The sequence below is a fragment of the Telmatospirillum siberiense genome, assembly GCF_002845745.1.
In the GTDB taxonomy this organism is placed as follows: domain Bacteria; phylum Pseudomonadota; class Alphaproteobacteria; order Rhodospirillales; family Magnetospirillaceae; genus Telmatospirillum; species Telmatospirillum siberiense.
Window position 1 is genome coordinate 1 of sequence record NZ_PIUM01000014.1, and the last position, 16,691, is coordinate 16,691.

The 16,691-nt window shown below is 62.8% G+C and carries 16 protein-coding genes; 4 read left to right on the forward strand and 12 right to left on the reverse strand.

Features of this window, described 5'->3' with window-relative positions:
* Window positions 1–85 precede the first annotated feature (85 nt).
* From CWS72_RS13010 to CWS72_RS13030, 5 genes are all read right to left on the reverse strand, one after another.
* Window positions 86–400, reverse strand: coding sequence for a hypothetical protein (locus tag CWS72_RS13010; protein WP_146002737.1), 315 nt, complete (start codon window positions 398–400; stop codon window positions 86–88).
* A 159-nt stretch (window positions 401–559) separates the two neighbouring features.
* A complete protein-coding gene (locus CWS72_RS13015; RefSeq protein WP_101251053.1) occupies window positions 560–1,246 on the reverse strand; it encodes a prepilin peptidase in 687 nt (228 codons plus the stop codon).
* A complete protein-coding gene (locus CWS72_RS13020) occupies window positions 1,243–1,854 on the reverse strand; it encodes a lytic transglycosylase domain-containing protein (protein ID WP_158240639.1) in 612 nt (203 codons plus the stop codon). The genes CWS72_RS13015 and CWS72_RS13020 overlap by 4 nt, the downstream gene beginning before the upstream one ends.
* A 55-nt stretch (window positions 1,855–1,909) precedes the next feature.
* Window positions 1,910–2,602, reverse strand: coding sequence for a hypothetical protein (locus tag CWS72_RS13025; protein ID WP_101251055.1), 693 nt, complete (start codon window positions 2,600–2,602; stop codon window positions 1,910–1,912).
* A gap of 313 nt (window positions 2,603–2,915) precedes the next feature.
* Window positions 2,916–3,731: an oxidoreductase gene (locus CWS72_RS13030; protein ID WP_101251056.1), complete on the reverse strand. Its 816-nt coding sequence runs from the start codon at window positions 3,729–3,731 to the stop codon at window positions 2,916–2,918.
* Between the two features lie 83 nt (window positions 3,732–3,814).
* Here CWS72_RS13030 and CWS72_RS13035 point away from each other — a divergent pair, with 83 nt between their 5' ends.
* Both CWS72_RS13035 and CWS72_RS13040 read left to right on the forward strand, forming a co-directional pair.
* Complete coding sequence (locus CWS72_RS13035) at window positions 3,815–4,252, forward strand: winged helix-turn-helix transcriptional regulator (protein ID WP_101251057.1); 438 nt, start codon at window positions 3,815–3,817, stop codon at window positions 4,250–4,252.
* A 64-nt stretch (window positions 4,253–4,316) separates the two neighbouring features.
* On the forward strand, window positions 4,317–5,120 hold the full coding sequence (locus tag CWS72_RS13040) for a 2-keto-4-pentenoate hydratase (RefSeq protein ID WP_101251058.1): 804 nt from the start codon (window positions 4,317–4,319) through the stop codon (window positions 5,118–5,120).
* A 108-nt stretch (window positions 5,121–5,228) separates the two neighbouring features.
* Here the strand turns inward: CWS72_RS13040 and CWS72_RS13045 are convergent, their stop codons facing one another.
* From CWS72_RS13045 to CWS72_RS13060, 4 genes are all read right to left on the reverse strand, one after another.
* Entirely contained in the window at window positions 5,229–5,987 is a 759-nt protein-coding gene (locus CWS72_RS13045; RefSeq protein ID WP_101251059.1) for an SDR family oxidoreductase, read from the reverse strand.
* A gap of 227 nt (window positions 5,988–6,214) precedes the next feature.
* Complete coding sequence (locus CWS72_RS13050) at window positions 6,215–7,786, reverse strand: DHA2 family efflux MFS transporter permease subunit (RefSeq protein ID WP_101251060.1); 1,572 nt, start codon at window positions 7,784–7,786, stop codon at window positions 6,215–6,217.
* Window positions 7,783–8,892, reverse strand: a complete 1,110-nt coding sequence (locus CWS72_RS13055) for an HlyD family secretion protein (RefSeq protein ID WP_101251061.1) — start codon at window positions 8,890–8,892, stop codon at window positions 7,783–7,785. The genes CWS72_RS13050 and CWS72_RS13055 overlap by 4 nt, the downstream gene beginning before the upstream one ends.
* A 39-nt stretch (window positions 8,893–8,931) precedes the next feature.
* On the reverse strand, window positions 8,932–9,432 hold the full coding sequence (locus CWS72_RS13060) for a winged helix-turn-helix transcriptional regulator (RefSeq protein ID WP_101251062.1): 501 nt from the start codon (window positions 9,430–9,432) through the stop codon (window positions 8,932–8,934).
* A 141-nt stretch (window positions 9,433–9,573) separates the two neighbouring features.
* On the opposite strand from CWS72_RS13060, the gene CWS72_RS13065 reads away from it, so the two are divergent.
* Both CWS72_RS13065 and CWS72_RS13070 read left to right on the forward strand, forming a co-directional pair.
* Window positions 9,574–9,975, forward strand: a complete 402-nt coding sequence (locus CWS72_RS13065) for a tautomerase family protein (RefSeq protein ID WP_158240640.1) — start codon at window positions 9,574–9,576, stop codon at window positions 9,973–9,975.
* Between the two features lie 31 nt (window positions 9,976–10,006).
* Entirely contained in the window at window positions 10,007–10,465 is a 459-nt protein-coding gene (locus tag CWS72_RS13070) for a PaaI family thioesterase (RefSeq protein ID WP_101251151.1), read from the forward strand.
* A gap of 48 nt (window positions 10,466–10,513) precedes the next feature.
* Here CWS72_RS13070 and CWS72_RS13075 read toward each other — a convergent pair whose 3' ends face one another.
* From CWS72_RS13075 to CWS72_RS13085, 3 genes are read right to left on the reverse strand one after another with little or no spacing between them, the layout of a single operon-like run.
* Window positions 10,514–13,627 (reverse strand): efflux RND transporter permease subunit, encoded by a 3,114-nt coding sequence (locus CWS72_RS13075; protein WP_101251064.1) that lies wholly within the window; start codon window positions 13,625–13,627, stop codon window positions 10,514–10,516.
* Window positions 13,624–14,724 carry an efflux RND transporter periplasmic adaptor subunit gene (locus CWS72_RS13080; protein ID WP_101251065.1) on the reverse strand — a complete coding sequence of 367 codons (1,101 nt, stop codon included), beginning with the start codon at window positions 14,722–14,724 and terminating at the stop codon, window positions 13,624–13,626. The genes CWS72_RS13075 and CWS72_RS13080 overlap by 4 nt, the downstream gene beginning before the upstream one ends.
* Window positions 14,708–16,264 (reverse strand): efflux transporter outer membrane subunit, encoded by a 1,557-nt coding sequence (locus tag CWS72_RS13085; protein WP_101251066.1) that lies wholly within the window; start codon window positions 16,262–16,264, stop codon window positions 14,708–14,710. Before CWS72_RS13085 ends, CWS72_RS13080 begins: the two co-directional genes overlap by 17 nt.
* Window positions 16,265–16,691: the final 427 nt, after the last annotated feature.

The following is a 16,691-nucleotide window of genomic DNA, read 5'->3' on the forward strand; positions in this document are numbered from 1 at the left end:
TTCTCCTGCGCGTTCTGCTGTACGCCCTGCTTGGTGCGTTGGAAGGTTTCGGTGGCCGGGCAGCCTGTCAGCAACGGCAGCAGCGTCAACAGGGCGGCGTGATCGATACGCCCTGGGGGGTGAAGTTCGCGACCAGCCCAACCGGAGCAAGCGCGTCGGACAAGGTCTGGCGCCATGACGTCCCGCCCCGCCAGTCGACATGAAGGTTCCGGTCGGCGACGCCATCGAAAGTGACGGAAAGACCTGGGGGAACAATCCAATGAACCGCCTGATCGAGAGGCATCTGCGCGCCGAAGCCGTCGATCGGTCCATCGGCGACAATGGCCTGTTTGTCCTGCGCGGGCAGCAGCGACTGAGGTTGTTGGGTCGCCATCGCCAGGGACGCCGGCGGGATCGTCATGGCGATCCATATCCCGCAAGCGACCATGATCGCCGGGACATGACCGATCTTTTTCCCCGCCTGTCGCGCGGGAACGAAGAGGGCATTCGGTCTGCTATCATGCCTTGCTCGCATATCGGCTCAGGTCCTCTACAATGGTCATTCAGTTCAAATAATTGATTAAAATTTTGTCTGATATATTTGAGCTACTGAAATTATACCTGAAGAAAGTAGTAGATATGGTCCAAATGGTATTTCGGTAATTTCATCTATATTTTTTTCTTTGCTCATTTTATTATTTTTTATAACTAAAATTACTATCCCGAGCGCCAGACTCAGGCAGCCGCCGACACCCCCCAGCCAGGCCCCGATCGCCGCGCCGAGTTTGACGTCGCCCTCGCCGAAGACGGTGTCTCCGTCCACGCCCATCCATCGTCCGGCAAAAACCTGTACGGCCTTGAATCCGCACCATGTGACCGCGGCGCCGGCCACGGCGCCAGTCACGGGCATTCCCCGGAGGTGAAATCCATTCGCGGCCAAGCCCGAGACCAGGATGGAAAGGCTGAGGTGATCGGGAATGAGGCCGTGCCGGGCATCGACCGTGGCCGTCACTGCCAAGCTCAGAATGAAGAACGCGTGGCAGAGCAGGACCCAGGGATCGCTGGTCCGGCCAAGAGCGGCGCCAATAAACAGACTGCATGTCAGATGGGGAAAGGCCGCAGGGGTGGCACTGTCGTCCAAGACGTCAAACGGCGAGGGCAGAGCGGTTTGCCACCGGTCAGGCAGGTCGAGCGAAATGCGTCGGGCCACAGTCGCCGATGCCATCAGCGCCAAGGGAAGGCAGACAATGGCGAGCAGGCCGATCATCGCCACCACCGGGAGGAACCTCCGGCCGTCGTCGAGCTGGGCCGCTCAACGGTCATCACGGACAGCTTGACGGTTTTCAGTTTCGGTCTGGGACGGAGATCTGCTGGGGCGATCGAGAGGGTGGGGGCCAATCCTTTGAGGGCGGCGTAGCGTGACGCCACCTTGCCCAGATAGTCCGCCTGGCGGGACGGCTCGCTCGAATGGTAATGGGCGATGGCCGTCGGCCAGCTTCCATGCTGGGCGAGAAGCTCGTTCAAGAGACGCGCCCCATAGGCCACATTGGTAAACGGGTCGAAAGCCTCGGACAAATCGTGGAAGGCGTCTGGATGATAATGCAGATCGATCTGCATGCAGCCGACGTCGATATAGCGGGCTCCCTGGCTTTGCAATGTGCGAACCATGGCCTCCGCTTCGATTTGCGATGCCGGATGGAACGAAACTCCATCGGCATTGATGGCATAGGGGTCGAGTCCGCTTTCCTCGTGGCCGATGGCGAGCATCAGGCCGGATGGAAAAAGATTGGCCGCCTCTGCGGATTGGATATGGTCCCGGCAGGTGGCGGCGAAAGTCGGGGCCGAGACGGACGCGACCGTGAGGGCTGCCATCATTGCCGCCTGGCTGCATCGTTTGGTTCGGCACCGGTTGCGGCCCATCTTGGCTCTCCTAATTTACCTGGCTGGAGAACCAGCCCTTGCTGGTCTCGACGACCCATTCCCCGCCGCGTGAAAAGATGGCGCTGACGTGGCCCAGCAGGTCATAGTCCTGGCCCTCGACGATTTCGTCGGGCTTACCGCTGACGCCGCTGGGTCCGATGATCCAGGCGCGCCCGGCGATTGCTCCTCGGACCCGCCAACCAGGCAGACGTGGGGAGCCGACGGGGACGGGCGCGGCAGGGAGCGCCGCCGGCGCCGCGACGATCACCTGCGACTGCCCGACGGCGGCGGCCGGCAAGGCGTTGCGGGACACGACGATCCCCGGGCCCGTCTGCGCGAAAGTCAGGCCTAAAGGCGCCAGGGCATCGTTTAGAACCTGCTTCCATCCGCGTCCTCCGCGCCAGTCCGCCCGTTGACGGGTGTCGATGTCCGGATTGAAACTCACCGGCAGGGTCCTAGGAACGATCTGGCGGACCACCAGTTCCAGAGGCAGTCCTTTGGCGAAGCCGCTGACGACCGGGCCCTGATCCTCGATTTGGAGTGCCGCAACATCGACGGGAGGAACTTCCGTGGGAGGGGCTGCTTCGAGGCTGAAACTTCCCGCTAGCGCTTGCCCGCCGAAGAGGCTCGCGCCCAGGAACACCACGAGAAAACGTGCCTGACGGATGTGAAGAGCCACGGGCAATGCGGGGGGCGAAGGCATCGGTTATGTCGTTCCATGGAAGCCTAACTGGTGTATAACATACATAGTTTACTATATCAAGGCATTCTCCCGTTCCTGGAATAGCCAGGGGAATAGTCGTCCCCTACACGCTACGACGGCCGATCTGCACCGGTTTTGCAAATTTTAAATAAGCGCCGAGAGGGGGCTCCCCCGGGGAGCTCGTTCCAGCATGGGTGACCCGCATATCTGGGCCATGAGCACGACCGAAACCGAGCTTAGGCTCTTTGTTCCCTTGGCCAGATCTCCTCCTCCATACTGCCGCGACGGTAGCCGGCCATGGCGTGGCCGCCATTTAGACGGGAAGGCCGCTTTGCTTTCTCAGGCTCTTGTCGAACGCCGATTCGGGGACGAAGCGGCGCAGGAAACTGACCTGTCGTGCCATTTTGCCAGCGGCGTAACGGTGTTTCGGGCGAGCATCCGTGGCGGCCTTCAGCACGGTATCGGCGACGACTTCCGGCATGTCGCCCGTTTCCATGGCTTTGCGCATCACCAGGTTCGTGCTCGCGCGGCCGGAATTGTAGATATCAAGCATTTGATCCGGCTTGACCAGATTGTCCTCGAACGAGGTCCGGGTGTAGGCGGGCTCGACCAGGGCGACGCGAACGCCCTGTGTGCGCAGTTCATGGTCGAGCGATTCCGAATATCCCTCAATTGCGTGCTTGGTCGACGCATAAAGGGCATTGAACGGGGCCGGTATCAGGCCAAGAACAGAGCTCATATTGATGATGCGTCCGCTCTTCTGGCGTCGCATGATCGGCAAGACGGCATTTGTCACGCGCATGACACCGAAGACATTGATGTCAAAAAGGCGCTGCGCCTGGGCTATCGAGGATTCTTCGGCGCCGCCCAGCAGCCCGATGCCGGCATTGTTGACCAATAAATCGATGCGACCGGCCTTGCCTTCGATGTCTGCTATCAGTTTTGACACGGAAGCGTCGTCACCGACGTCGCAGGCCAGCATCGTCACGCCGGCAGGGCCGCCGGATGTGGGCTTCCGGCTGGTGCCGAAAACACGAAAACCGGCTTTTGCCAGCGTGATGGCGGTTGCGCGCCCTATGCCCGTGGATGCCCCTGTGACCAGGGCGACGCCGCGATTGGGGTTGCTCATTCGGATTTCTTTCCATGCAAGGGTGGAACGGGTTTGGAAAGTTTGATACTATCATTTCGATATTAAGTCACTATCGAAATGATATGAACAGTAAAAATTTCTCTCAGCCCACCTGTCCGATCGCTCGTGGCGTCGCTTGCGTCGGCGATTCCTGGAGTATTTTGATCCTTCGGGATGCCGCCATGGGCATCCGTCGCTTCGACGAATTTCGAAAGGGGCTTGGGATCGCGCCGACCATTTTGACCAGGCGTCTTGCCGCCCTGACGGACGAGGGGCTGCTTGAAAAGCACCGCTACTCCGAGCGGCCGCCACGGGACGAGTATGTCCTGACCGACGCCGGGCGGGATTTCTTGCCGGTTCTGGTGATGATCGGCGCCTGGGGCCAGAAATATCGCGGCGGAGGCCGGATCGCGCGATATGTCGACGCCGAGACGGGAAGGGATATCCGTGCGAAGGTGGTGGATGCGGAGACTGGTGCGGAAATCGGCAGCCGTGCATTCAAGGTGATCGAGCCGGAGTGATGCGGATTTAACGCTTTCCGCTCTAACAGCCGTTCAAGTGCAAAATATCTGAAGGAGACGTTCGATGAGTGCCGTTTTCGATCCAGGCCCGGCCGCATCCGCCTTGGCTGACGCCCTGAAGACGGGGCGGCAACTGGTGGAATTGCCCGTGGAGATCCGGCCGTCGACGTTGAGCCAGGGCTACGACGTACAGGACCGCTTTCTTGCCCTGTTGGACGAGCCGGTTGCCGGTTGGAAACTGGGGGTCGGCAGTCCGAAGGGAAAGCGGGACACCGGTCTCGATCGGGCCATTGCCGGTCGCGTCCTCACCTCGCGGCTGCATCGTTCGGGAGAGACGGCGCGGTTGCCCAATCGTGCGCCGGCGACTGTCGAATTCGAGATCTGCTTCGTTCTGGGGCGGGACGTCGAACCCGGCGCCGTGTCAGGATCGCCGATGGTTGCCGTTTCCGCCGCGCATGTGGCGTTCGAGTTGGTGTTGTCTCGCTTCGTCGACCGACGTGCGGTTGGCTGGCCGAGCTTCGCCGCCGACAATGCGGCGTTTCAAGCTCTCGTTCTCGGCGAGGCCGTCGATCCGGCCCGGATTGGCGAGATCGCAGGGGCTGTGGTCGTCAGCGCGGATGGCAAGGAAATGGCCGGGGGGCTCGTTGGCGACGACGCCATCGACCCTGTTGGCGCTCTCAGCGAGATGTTCGCCCATGCGCGAGAGCGCGGTATTACGCTTCCCGCAGGGACCCTGGTTTCGACCGGGACGCTTTCCAAACCCTTTACCGTCGCCGGTCATGGCGCGGATATCGTTGCCCGGTTTCCCGGTTCGGCGTTGCGCATCCGCACTTCGGTGCCCGAGATGCCGGATCTCGCAACGCCGTAATCCACAGGAAAGGCTGTCTCGCCGTGACGGCATCCTCTCCCGCTGCCGCCCCTCTCGGGAGCCGGCTCCCGAGAGGGGCGGCCGGATGGCTGGCCGCTGTGTTCTTCCTCAGATCGGAATTGGGTTTGCGATCAGGCTGGCGTTGAAGTCGTTGACGAGCTTGTGCTCGCCGCTTCCGGGATTGTCGCGGATCGCTCGGACATCATCGACGATCACCTCCTCCGCTTCGGTCGCCAGTCCGGCCATCGTCTTTTCGATGAAGATGTCGAGCGGCATGGCGCGCGGGTCTCCGCTTTTCTTGATGAGATCGGTATCCACCCACGGCGGGGCGATTTCCTGAACCGTCACGCTTGTTTCCCGCAGCATGAAGCGCTGTGACAGCGCATAGGAATGCAGCGCCGCCTTGCTGGCGGAATAGACCGCGGTGACAGCCAGCGGCAAGTAGGCGAGAATCGATGTGTTGTGAATAATCGTGGCGCGAGGCTTCCGTTTGAAATGTTCGATCAGCGCCGATGTCAGCCGGATGGGGCCAAGCAGATTGGTGTCGATGATCTTGCGGGAAACCGTGTCGTCGATCGCTCCGCCCGCATCGTCGAAAGGCATGATGCCCGCATTGTTGACCAGCACGTTGAGCGAGGGGTAATCGCGGACGAGCTTTGCCGCGACCCGCTCTATGTCGGCTGGATCGGCGATATCGAGTTCGATTCCGTCGATGCCCGGATTGGCCGTGGAAACCGCATCGAGAAGCGCCTTGCGACGCCCTGCGATGATTACCTTGTTGCCTCGCCTGTGGAAGGCTTCCGCCAAAGCGCGGCCAATGCCCGAGGTGCCGCCGGTGATGAATATCGTGTTGCCTGTCATCTGCATGATCGTTGCTTCTTCTGATGTGTCCGCGGCCCTGATCCAACACTGCGGCACCTTGTTTCGATGGAGGCATCATGGTGCAAATGTGCGGTGTCTCAAATGACATATAAACATCAAAATAAGACATTGGCGCAGGCGGCACCGGTATTGGCTTCGCCCTTGCCAGGCCTTCGTCGGGCGCTCTGGCCGACGCGCTCGGGCTGGGCTGCTTCGTGAGGCTGGCGTTCTTGTCAGTGGGCGCCGGCTGCGGCGGGGCGCGGGTTGACCCCCGCTTTCCGCAGCAGCGGCACCAGAATCGTGGCGAAGGCGAAACAGGCCATGATGGCCAGAAAGGCGTCGGCGTAGGTCAGGGTTTGCGCCTCGCGCATGGTCAGCGACCACAGCATTTTCAACGCCGCGGCATGGCCATGCAGGGGGTCGCCGGCCATCGCCGCGGTCTGGCTCACCGTCATCCGTTGCAGCAGGCCGGTCATTGCCGCATTGCCGCTGGTCAGATGCTCGGCCAACCGCAGGAAATGCAGATTGATACGGTCGTTGAGGATGGTGCCGCAGGCGGCGATGCCGATGGCGCCCCCCAGGTTGCGCATCAGGTTGAACAGGCCGGACGCCAGTTTCAGTCTGTCGGGGGCCAGGCCGCCCAGGGTCAGGGTCACCGTCGGCGCCACCATGAACTGCTGCGAGAAGCCTCTCAGTGCCTGCGGCCACAGCAATTCGCGCCAGCCCCAGTCGTGGGTGATTGGCTGGAACAGCAGCATGCTGAGGGTGAAGGTGGCGAGTCCCAGCATCAATAACCATCGCAGATCGACCCGTCTGGCCAGGAAGGCATAGATGGGGATCGAGCAAACCTGAAACAGCCCGGTCGAGAAGACCGCCAGGCCGATCTGCCAGGCGCTGAAATCGCGCACCCGCCCGAGGAACAGCGGCGTCAGATAGACCACCGAGAAGATGCCGACCCCGCTGACGAACGAGAAAAAACAGCCGAGGGAAAAATTGCGGCTTTTTAGTGCCCGGAGATCGACGATCGGACGGGCGAAGGTCAGGCTGCGCCAAATGAAGGCAATGCCGGCGATGCCCGCCACCCAGGCGGTGGCGCGGATGGTGCCGTCGCTGAACCAGTTCCAGCGCGGCCCTTCCTCCAGCGTATATTCCAGCGTGCCGAGGAACAGCGCCATCAGCCCCATTCCGGGATAGTCCGCCCCCGCCAGCAGTTCGGGATTGGGCCGGTCGACATGGACCAGGATGGGAACAACCACGGCGACGAAAAGGCCCGGTACCAGATTGATGAAAAACAACCAGTGCCAGGAATAATTATCGGTGATCCAGCCGCCGACGGTTGGGCCCAGGGTCGGCGCCAGCGATGCCAGAGACCCGATCACGGCGGCGGCGATGATTCGCTGGTGGCCCTGGAAGAAGAAGAACGACGTGGTGAACACGGTGGGGATCATCGAGCCGCCGAGGAACCCCTGCAGGGCTCGGAAAAAGATCATGCTCTTGATGTCCCAGGCCCAGCCGCACATCAAACTGGTGATGGTGAATCCCGCTGCCGAGACACAGAACAGCCATCGGGTCGACATGACCCGGGACAGCCAGCCCGACAGCGGAATGACGATGATTTCGGCGATCAGGTAGCTGGTTTGCACCCAGGCCACTTCGTCGGCGCCGGCCGACAATCCGCCGCCGATATCACGTAACGAAGCGGAGACGATCTGGATGTCGAGAAGCGCGATGAAGAAGCCGACGGCCATGGTGCCGAAGGCGAAGATCTTGGCGCCCGTCGTCATCTGGTCCGACGTTGGGCTCATGATCCTCCGTCCCTTTCGGCCCGCTGGTAGACGTTTGCGGTGACCGACAGGCCCGGCCGTAATTGACCGAGGTCTCCAGCCGCGCCGTCAAGCAGGATACGGACAGGCACCCGCTGGACGATCTTGGTGAAATTCCCCGTGGCATTCTCGGCCGGCAATACGCTGAACTGGGCGCCGGTGGCAGGCGCCAGACTGGCGACATGGCCATGGAAGACCTGTCCGGGCAGAACGTCCGCCTCGACGGTCACGGCTTCTCCCGCCCGCATGCCCGCCAATTGATTTTCTTTGAAATTGGCATCAACCCATAACCCCCTGGCCGGTATGACCGACATCAGGGATGCGCCGACGGTGGCATAGGCTCCTTGACGGGCACTGCGATTGCCCACCGTACCGTCGAAGGGCGCCCGCAATTCGGTGTAACTCAGATTGAGCCGGGCCGTTTCAAGGTCGGCATCGGCGGCGGCCATGGCCGCTTCCGCCTGTTGCCTCTGGGTGTCAATCACGTCCAACTGGCGTTCGGTGGCGTCGAGCCCGGCGCGGGCCCGCTGATCGGCGGCGACCGCCTGTTTGTAGTCGGCATCGGCTTTCTGGAAAGCTTGGATAGAGGTTGCCGCGCTCGCCGATAGTTGCTGGTAGCGAACCCGGTCGTGGTGGGCGCGTTCGGTCTCCGCGGCGGCGGCCGTAATGCCGGCCCGGGCCTCGGCCACTTTGGCTTGCTGCAGCCGGCGGGACGCCTCCAGGTTGGCCAAAGTCGCCCGCTGGCCGACGACCAGGGCCTCCGCCTTGGCCAGGGCGGCGCGATAGTCGCGGTCATCGAGTTTCAACAGAAGATCGCCGGCATGGACGGCCTGATTATCGCCGACCGGCACCTGCGCGATGAAGCCCGAAACCTTCGGAGCCACCACGGTCACCTCGCCGCCGACATAGGCGTCGTCGGTGGTTTCGATGAAGCGTCCGACGGTCCACCAATCGAAGCCGTACCAGATTGCCCCCGAGGCGGCGGCCAGTGTCAGTCCGGCAAGCGCCAACCGCCTGGTGCCGAAGGTGCGCCGAATGCGTTCCGGACCGATCGCATTCTTGGTCTTTTCGCCAACCGTCGCATCCATGTCACCTCCTGGAGTGGCTAAGAGCGTTTCTCCGCGTCCTTAAGCTTCGGCGTGGGGACCCCGGTGGCGCGCGTGGCGCAGGCGAATCGCCTCGTCGGCGGCCGGTCCCGGCGCCGTACAGAACGCCGGATCGGAGAGCGGGCGACCGCTGGTGCGATCGACCAGCACCGGATCGGCAACCGTTCCGGTTTCGCGATCGATGATGACGACGCTCGGTCCTTCCGGCGCGAAATGCTTGTTGCCCCAGACCAGCAACGTCTCCAGAACCGGCTGAAAATCGCGTCCGCGGATGGTCAGCACATATTCGAATCGCGGCGGATGTTCGTTGTATTGCCTGCGCTCCAGCAGCCCAGCCTCGACCAGACCGTTCAGGCGGCGGGTCAGCATGTTGGGAGCGATTCCCAAGCTTTTCTCGAATTCGTCGAACCGCGTCAGCCCATAGAAACAATCCCTGAGGATCAGGATGCTCCACCATTCGCCGACCCGTTCCAGACTGCGGGCGATCGGGCATTGCATATTGCCGAAGCTTTTTCGCTGCATCGGATCATGTCCAGGTTGATATCATTATAAAAGTAATCTAGCCTTACTCGATATCATGATGCAAGTGTAATGCGACTTGGTTCCCATGCACCCGACGCCGCATGGGAGTCACAATCAGACGAATCTGAAGAGGAGAAGGTCATGCCCGTAGCCGAAATACACGTCCACGAGGGCCGCTATGACGAGCCGCGGCTGGCAAAGTTGGGAGAGGCGATTCAAGGCGCGCTCGAAGCGGTCCTGGAGGTCCCTCCTGAGGACTACTTCCGCATCGTCCACATCTTGCCGTCGCATGGCTTCACACACACGCCTTCCTTTCTCGGGTTGACCTACAGCGAAGACTTCATATTACTGAAATTGACTTTCATCGCCGGGAGACCAAAGGAGGTCCGGCTTGCGCTGCTCAAAGAGCTCAACGTGCGCATTGTCGCTGCCACCGGCGTCTCGCCCGACGACCTCGCCGTCCTGCTCCATGAATTGCCGGGCGAGAACATCTCTTTCGGTCAGGGGCTGGCACAGCGGGCGCACATTTCGGGTGGAACGTGAGCAATTCCGCGATCGAAAGGACGAACCGCCGATGGATGTGTTTCGCAAGAACGACGGCGATCTGAACGGGCTCGACCAGCTTCGAGCCCTGATCTCCACCGGTCAGCGACCGCCCATGGCGGAATCCATGGATTTCAACCTGACGGAAGTGGAGCAGGGCCGGGCGGTTTTCGAAGGGATGCCGAGCCGTGCCCTCTACAATCCGATTGGTTCGGTCCACGGCGGCTACGCCGCCACGCTGCTCGACAGCGCCTGTGGTTGTGCCGTGCACAGCTGTCTAACGGCTCCGCAAGGTTACACGACGGTTGAGTTGAAGATTTCCTACCACCGAGCCCTGACCGACAAAAGCGGCCCTGTGCGGGCCGAAGGAACGATCTTGTCAGTGGGGCGCCGCGTTGCCTTCGCCGAGGCCAAGCTGACCGATGCCGCTGGTCGGCTTTGCGCGTCGGCGACATCGACATTGCTCATTTTCGATAAGGTCTCGGGCTAAGCAGCTTTTCTGCCGCTTGGCCCGAGACCTTAGGGTGTGTCCGCTGCTTCACTCGTCGAGGGCCAGCCCCAACTCATGGCTGGGACGGTGGCTGGTGGCAGGCGCCCCTCCCGGCACCGGCCGGACCTTGAACCAGATGGCGTAGAGCGCCGGCAGGAAGACCAGGATCAGCACCGTTCCGCCCGCCGTACCACCGATCAGTGTATAAGCCATGGAGCCCCAGAATACCGACTGGGTCAGCGGCGTAAAGGCCAGCACCGCCGCCAAGGCCGTCAGGATCACCGGACGGGACCGCTGCACCGTGGCTTCGATCACCGCGTGGTAGGGATCGAGTCCTTCCTCCTGATTGGTGTGGATCTGGCCGATCAGGATCAGGGTGTTGCGCATCAGGATGCCGGACAGGCCGATAAGGCCCAGGATGGCGTTGAAGCCGAAGGGCTGGTGGAAGACCATCAATGTCGGCACCATCCCCACCAAGCCCAGAGGTGCCGTCAGGAACACCATGGCCATGGCGGGGAGAGATCGCACCTGCAGCACGATGACCAGCAGCGTCAGAAGAATCATCACCGGGAAAATCGGGGCCAGTGCCTTGTTCGCCTTGGCCGATTCTTCGATGTTGCCCCCCATGTCGATGTGGTAGCCGTCGGGCAGGCTGGCGACGACAGGGGCCAGGGCCTGCCACACTTCCGCAGAAACCTGCGGCGGTTGCAATGCATCATCGATGTCGCTTTCCACCGTAATGGTCGGAATGCGATCGCGTCGTCGCAGGATGGGATCTTCGGCCCGGATTTCCGCATGGCCGATCTGGCTTAAGGGAACCAGGCGGCCATCGTTGGTGGTAAGGGTCATGTCGGCGAGTTTGGAGGGATCCAGCCGTTCGGCTCCGGCACTGCGCGCCACCACATCGACCGTGCGGATACCCTCGCGCACCTGGGTCAGGGTCGTCCCGGTCAGCAGGAACTGGATCTGCTGCCCGGCTTCGCTGGGCGAGAAGCCCAACAGACGCAGCCGGTCCTGGTCGAGGACGAAATGCACCGTGGGGGCCCGTTCGCCCCAGTCCTGAGTGACCCCACGGGTATTGGGGTTGGCCCGCATTACGGCCTGCACCTGATCGGCGAAGTCCCGCAGGCGCTGCTCATCTGGACCAGAAACGCGGAACATCACCGGGTAGCGGGTGTAAGGGCCGAAAACCAATTGGCTGACCCGCACCCGCGCCTCCGGCGCCAAGCCGGCCGCCACGGCGGCTTGCAGGCGCAGCTTCAAGGCCCCCCGCGTCTCGGCGTTCTGGGTAAGCACGATGATTTTGGCGAAAGAGGGGTCGGGCAGTTCGGGGTTGTAAGAAAGGAAGAAACGCGGCCCACCCCGTCCGAGATAGGTGGAAACGATTTTGGCCTCGGACTGCTGCTTGAGCCACGCCTCAACCTTGGTGGCGGCAATGCCGGTGGCCTCGATGCTGGTACCTTCGGGCATTTGCACCTCCACCAGGACTTCCGGCCGGTCGGACGTGGGGAAGAACTGCTGCTTGAGTAGCCCTATGCCGGCCCCGGCGACCAGGAAGGTCGCCAGCACGGCCCCGGCCACGGTGAATTTGTGGTCCACGGCCCAGGTGATGAGGTGGCGCAACCGCTGATATCCCGGCGTGGCATAGATGGCGGCATGCCCGCCAGGGACGGGTTTGATGTCGGGCAGAAGCTTGACCCCCAGGAAGGGGGTGAACACCACCGCCACCAGCCAGGAGGTGATCAGGGCGAAAGCGACGATCCAGAAGATGTTGCCGGCATATTCCCCGGCGGCTGAATGGGCAAAGCCCACCGGGGTGAAGCCGATGATGGTGACCAGGGTACCAGACAGCATCGGGGCCGCCGTATGGCTCCAGGCGTAGGAGGCGGCCTTGACGCGATCCCACCCCTCTTCCAACTTCACCACCATGATTTCGATGGCGATGATGGCGTCGTCGACCAGCAATCCCAAGGAAATGATCAGTGCTCCCAGGGTAATGCGGTCGAAGGAGCGGTCGGTCGCCATCATGACGACGAAGACGGCGGCGAGGGTCAAAGGCACGGCGGCGGCCACCACGATGCCGACACGCCAGCCCAGGCTGATAAGGCTGACGATCATCACCACGCTGAGCGCCACGAAGAACTTCAACATGAATTCGCCGACCGCCTCCTTGATGTTGACGGTCTGGTCGCTGACCTTGGAAAAGGAGAGGCCGGCCGGCAATTCGGCCTTGATTCTTGTCTCTTCCGCATCCAGCGCCTGGCCCAAGGTCAGGCCGTTCCAGCCGTCCTGCATGACCACCGCCAGCATCATGGCGGGGTCTCCATCGTGGCGGATGAGGAAGCTGGCAGGGTCCTCATACCCCCGCTCGACCGTCGCGAGGTCCGACAATCTGAAGCTGCGTCCACCGGCGACGATGGGGGTGTCGCCGATTTTTCCCAGATCGTCATAGGCGCCATCCAGGCGAATGAAAACCTGCGGACCATCGGTATCGATTGATCCGGCGGGGGTGACGGCGTTCTGACGCTGCAACGCTTCGAAAATGGCGCGCGGCGGCACCCCCAGCGTCGCCAGACGGGCGTAGGAGAAGTTGACGAACACGCGCTCGGGCCGTTCGCCCAGGATATCCACCTTCTTGACGCCGGCGACATGCAGCAACCGCTGTCGCAAGATTTCCGTCTCCCGCGTCAACTGACGGGGCGGCATCCCCTGCGCCTTCACCGCATAGATCGCGAAAGCGACGTCGGAGTATTCGTCGTTGACGAAGGGGCCCAGGGCGCCGAGCGGCAGATTGCGCGCTTCATCGCCGAGCTTCTTGCGGGCCTGATAGAACTGTTCCGCCACTTCCGAGGGCGGGGTGGTGTCCCGCAAGGTCAAGGTCATCAGCGCCAGACCAGGCCTGGTGAAGCTTTCCACCTTGTCGTACCAACGCAATTCCTGCAGCCGCTTTTCCAGCGGTTCTGCGACCAGATTCTGCATCTCCTCGGCGGTGGCTCCCGGCCACGCGGCGCTGACGGTCAGCACTTTAACCGTGAAGGTCGGGTCCTCGGCACGCCCCAGATGAAAAAAGGCAAAGACGCCCGATGCGGTGATCGCGATCAGCAGAAACAGCGTGATAGCCCGCTCGCGGACGGCGATGGCGGAAAGATTGAAGCGGCTCATTTCACCACCGCCTGCTGGCGCTCGGCAATCCGGACCTGCTGGCCCTCATGCAGATAATGACCGCCCAAGGCTACGATACGGTCACCGAGTCGAAGACCGCCGCTGAGAATGGCTCGCTCGCTTTCAAGCTGGAGGAGCTTGACCGAGCGAAAGGAAACGGTGGACGCTGGTCCATCAAGAACCCAAACGCCAGGCCCCTTTCCCGTATCATTGATGGCCCCAAGCGGCACTGCGACACCGGCCGTCGGCAGGGGGGCGGTGAGATGAACGGCGACCGTTGCGCCCAGGGGGGCGTTGGCCGCCTTGCCGTCCAGCACATAGCGGGCTTCGAAAGTGCGGGTGAGGGGGTCGGCCGTGCTGGAAAGCTGCCTGAGCCTTGCCGGAAAGCGTTCGCTGGCGCCGTATAGACTTGCTTCCGCAGTCGATCCGATGGTCGGTCGCAAAGTCTCGGGCAGATTGACGACGGCTTCGCGGGGACCGGCATGAGCGAGATGCATGACGATCTGGCCTGCCGCCACATACTGCCCGGGCTCGGCCAGGGTATCCATGATCACGCCTTCGGCATCCGCCACCAGTGTGGCGTACTCGCCGTCATCTGCAGCGATCTTCATCTGTGCCTCCGCGGCGGCGAGCAGGGCTCGCGCACTGTCCGCGGCGGCCTTCGCCTGGTCGTAGGCTGACTTTGAGACCGTGCCCGACTCCACCAGCCCCTGGTAGCGCGCCTCGTCCGCCGCCGCTTGGGTCAGACGGGCCTTCGCGGCCGCGACATTGCCCTGTTGGGCGGCGAGGGCATGCCCGTAGTCCGTGCGGTCGATTCGCATGAGCGGCTGGCCGGCTCGGACCGTCTGGCCGGCGTCGACCAGTCGCTCGATCACCTTTCCGGACACGCGGAAGGTCAGGCTGCTCTGGACCCGGGCGGCCACCAGGCCGGTGAATCCTCGTTCCGACGGCGCTGCCGGCTGGACTTCGGCGATCTCGACGAGTTGCGTTTCCGTACGCGGGTCGCGGTCGGCGGATGAGGCCGGGTCGCAGGCGGTCAATCCTGCCGCGGCACCGGCCAAGCCAAGGGCGAGGCCGTATCTAATTATTCTGGGCATGGGGAAGCTCCGAAGACGCCAATATGTTTGAAGACCAGCCGCCGCCGAGGGCGCGAAACGCCGAGACGGCCGAACGCGCCACATCGGCCCGGGTGCGGGCCAGTTCGTCCTGTGCCGACAGCAGTTGCCGGTCCGCGTCGAGAACGTCGGTCAGGGGGATGAGGCCGCCCTGGTAGGCGGTCTGAGAGTGGTCGCGCGCCCGGATCAGGGCAGCGACTTCGCTGTCCAACTCTTGCGCATGGGCATCGAGCTGGACGAGGGCGGTGAAAGCGTTCTCGACATCCTCGGCGGCGTGCAGAACCGTTTGCCGATATCGCGCCAGGGCCTCGGCCTCGGCGCCCTTGGCCTGGGCGACTTCGGCATCGATCCTGCCGAAGTCGAACAACCGCCAGCGCAGGCCGAGAAGCCCTTGGGGTTGAAAGGTCGAGGCGCGAAACAGGTGACCGGCGTCGGTGCTTTCGAAGCCCAGGAGGCCGGAAAGCGAGAATTTGGGATAGTAGCCGGAGATCGCTTCGCCGATCCGGGCATTGGAGGCGGCAAGACGTCGTTCGGCGGCGATGATGTCGGGGCGGCGGCGCAGCAGTTCGGTCGCCTCCGCGTTCGCCATGCCGGGCGCGGCAGGGATGTTTGCCGGTACGCTCAGTTCCGCCGCATGGGTCCCCGGCTGGGAGCCCATCAACACATCCAGCCGGTTCAACTGGCCTTCCAGATCGATGCGCAGGGGCTGCAGCGAAGCGCGCGCCGCAGACAACAGAGCCTCGGCCTGCGCCACTTCGCGGTCGGAGCCAAGCCCGCGGGCAAAGCGGAGACGGACGAGATCCAGCAGCTTGGCATCGGTCGCCACCTGGTCGGTATTGATGGCGAGGCGCGTCTGATCGCCGCGGATCCGGAGATAGGCGTCCGCGGCATCCGCGGCGACCGATACCCTTGTTCCCAAGTGCGCGGCCTCCGCCGCTTCCGCCTCGGCCGTCGTCGCTTCCGCGGCGCGGCCGAGGCCACCGAAGAGGTCGATCTCCCAGCTCGCGGCGACGCCGGCATCGTAGAGAGATTGATCCCGGTCGTAGCCGGGCAGATGCCGGGCGATCGAGCCGATGGGACTTTCAAGCGACTGGCGCTGTTTGCCAGCCTGTGTGTTCAGGTCGAAACTCGGCAACAACCGCGCGCCTGCCCCGTGGGCGGCGGCGCGGGCCTGTTCGACACGCGCCAACGCGGCGGCGAGATCGAGGTTCTGATCGAGGGCGCGGCCGACGACACGTGACAATTCCGGATCATTGAAGCCGCTCCACCAGCTGTCGAGCCGTGGCGCGGGCAGGCCGGTCGCACGGGATAGGGCGGCATCGGCGCTGTGGAAGGCCGCGAGATCGGAGCGTGGCGGCTGATAATCGGGACCGACCGAGCATCCGCTGATGGTCAAGCTGAGAAAAAGGCCGGCCAATACCGTCACGGTTGGGGGGGGGCGCAACGGTATTGGGCCGGCGACCACCGTCGCGGCGGGGGGATGGTTCCGCAACGGTTGGTATGTGTCGGGGAAGGCGGACATCAGTGGGGGCTCCTTCGGTGACGGGGCTGGTGCGGCAAGATGGTTTCGCCGGCGGCCGGCGCCGGTGCCGCGCAGAACATCGAATCGGCGAAGAGCCCGGTGTCGTCATCGATGACGACAGCTGGCGGCCCTCCCGGAGCGAAATGCATGTTGCCGAAACTCGTGTGTCGCATCGGATTACGGCCCTGTCGATATCATAATGAAAGTCATATAGCCTTGATGGCTATCATGATGCAAGTTTATTTTTGTCCCTCGTCATTACCGGGAATCGCCCGTTCCTGGCGGCGAGCCCCTGACGCGGCCCGCCGCCACGAGTCCCTCGCCGGACGGCGATCTTCATCGGTCCGGATGCCGTTTTTCATGGCTGAAAACGTAGGATGTATGACATTTGAGAAATGCCGGTGCGCGGTTGGTTTCCTTGTCACCA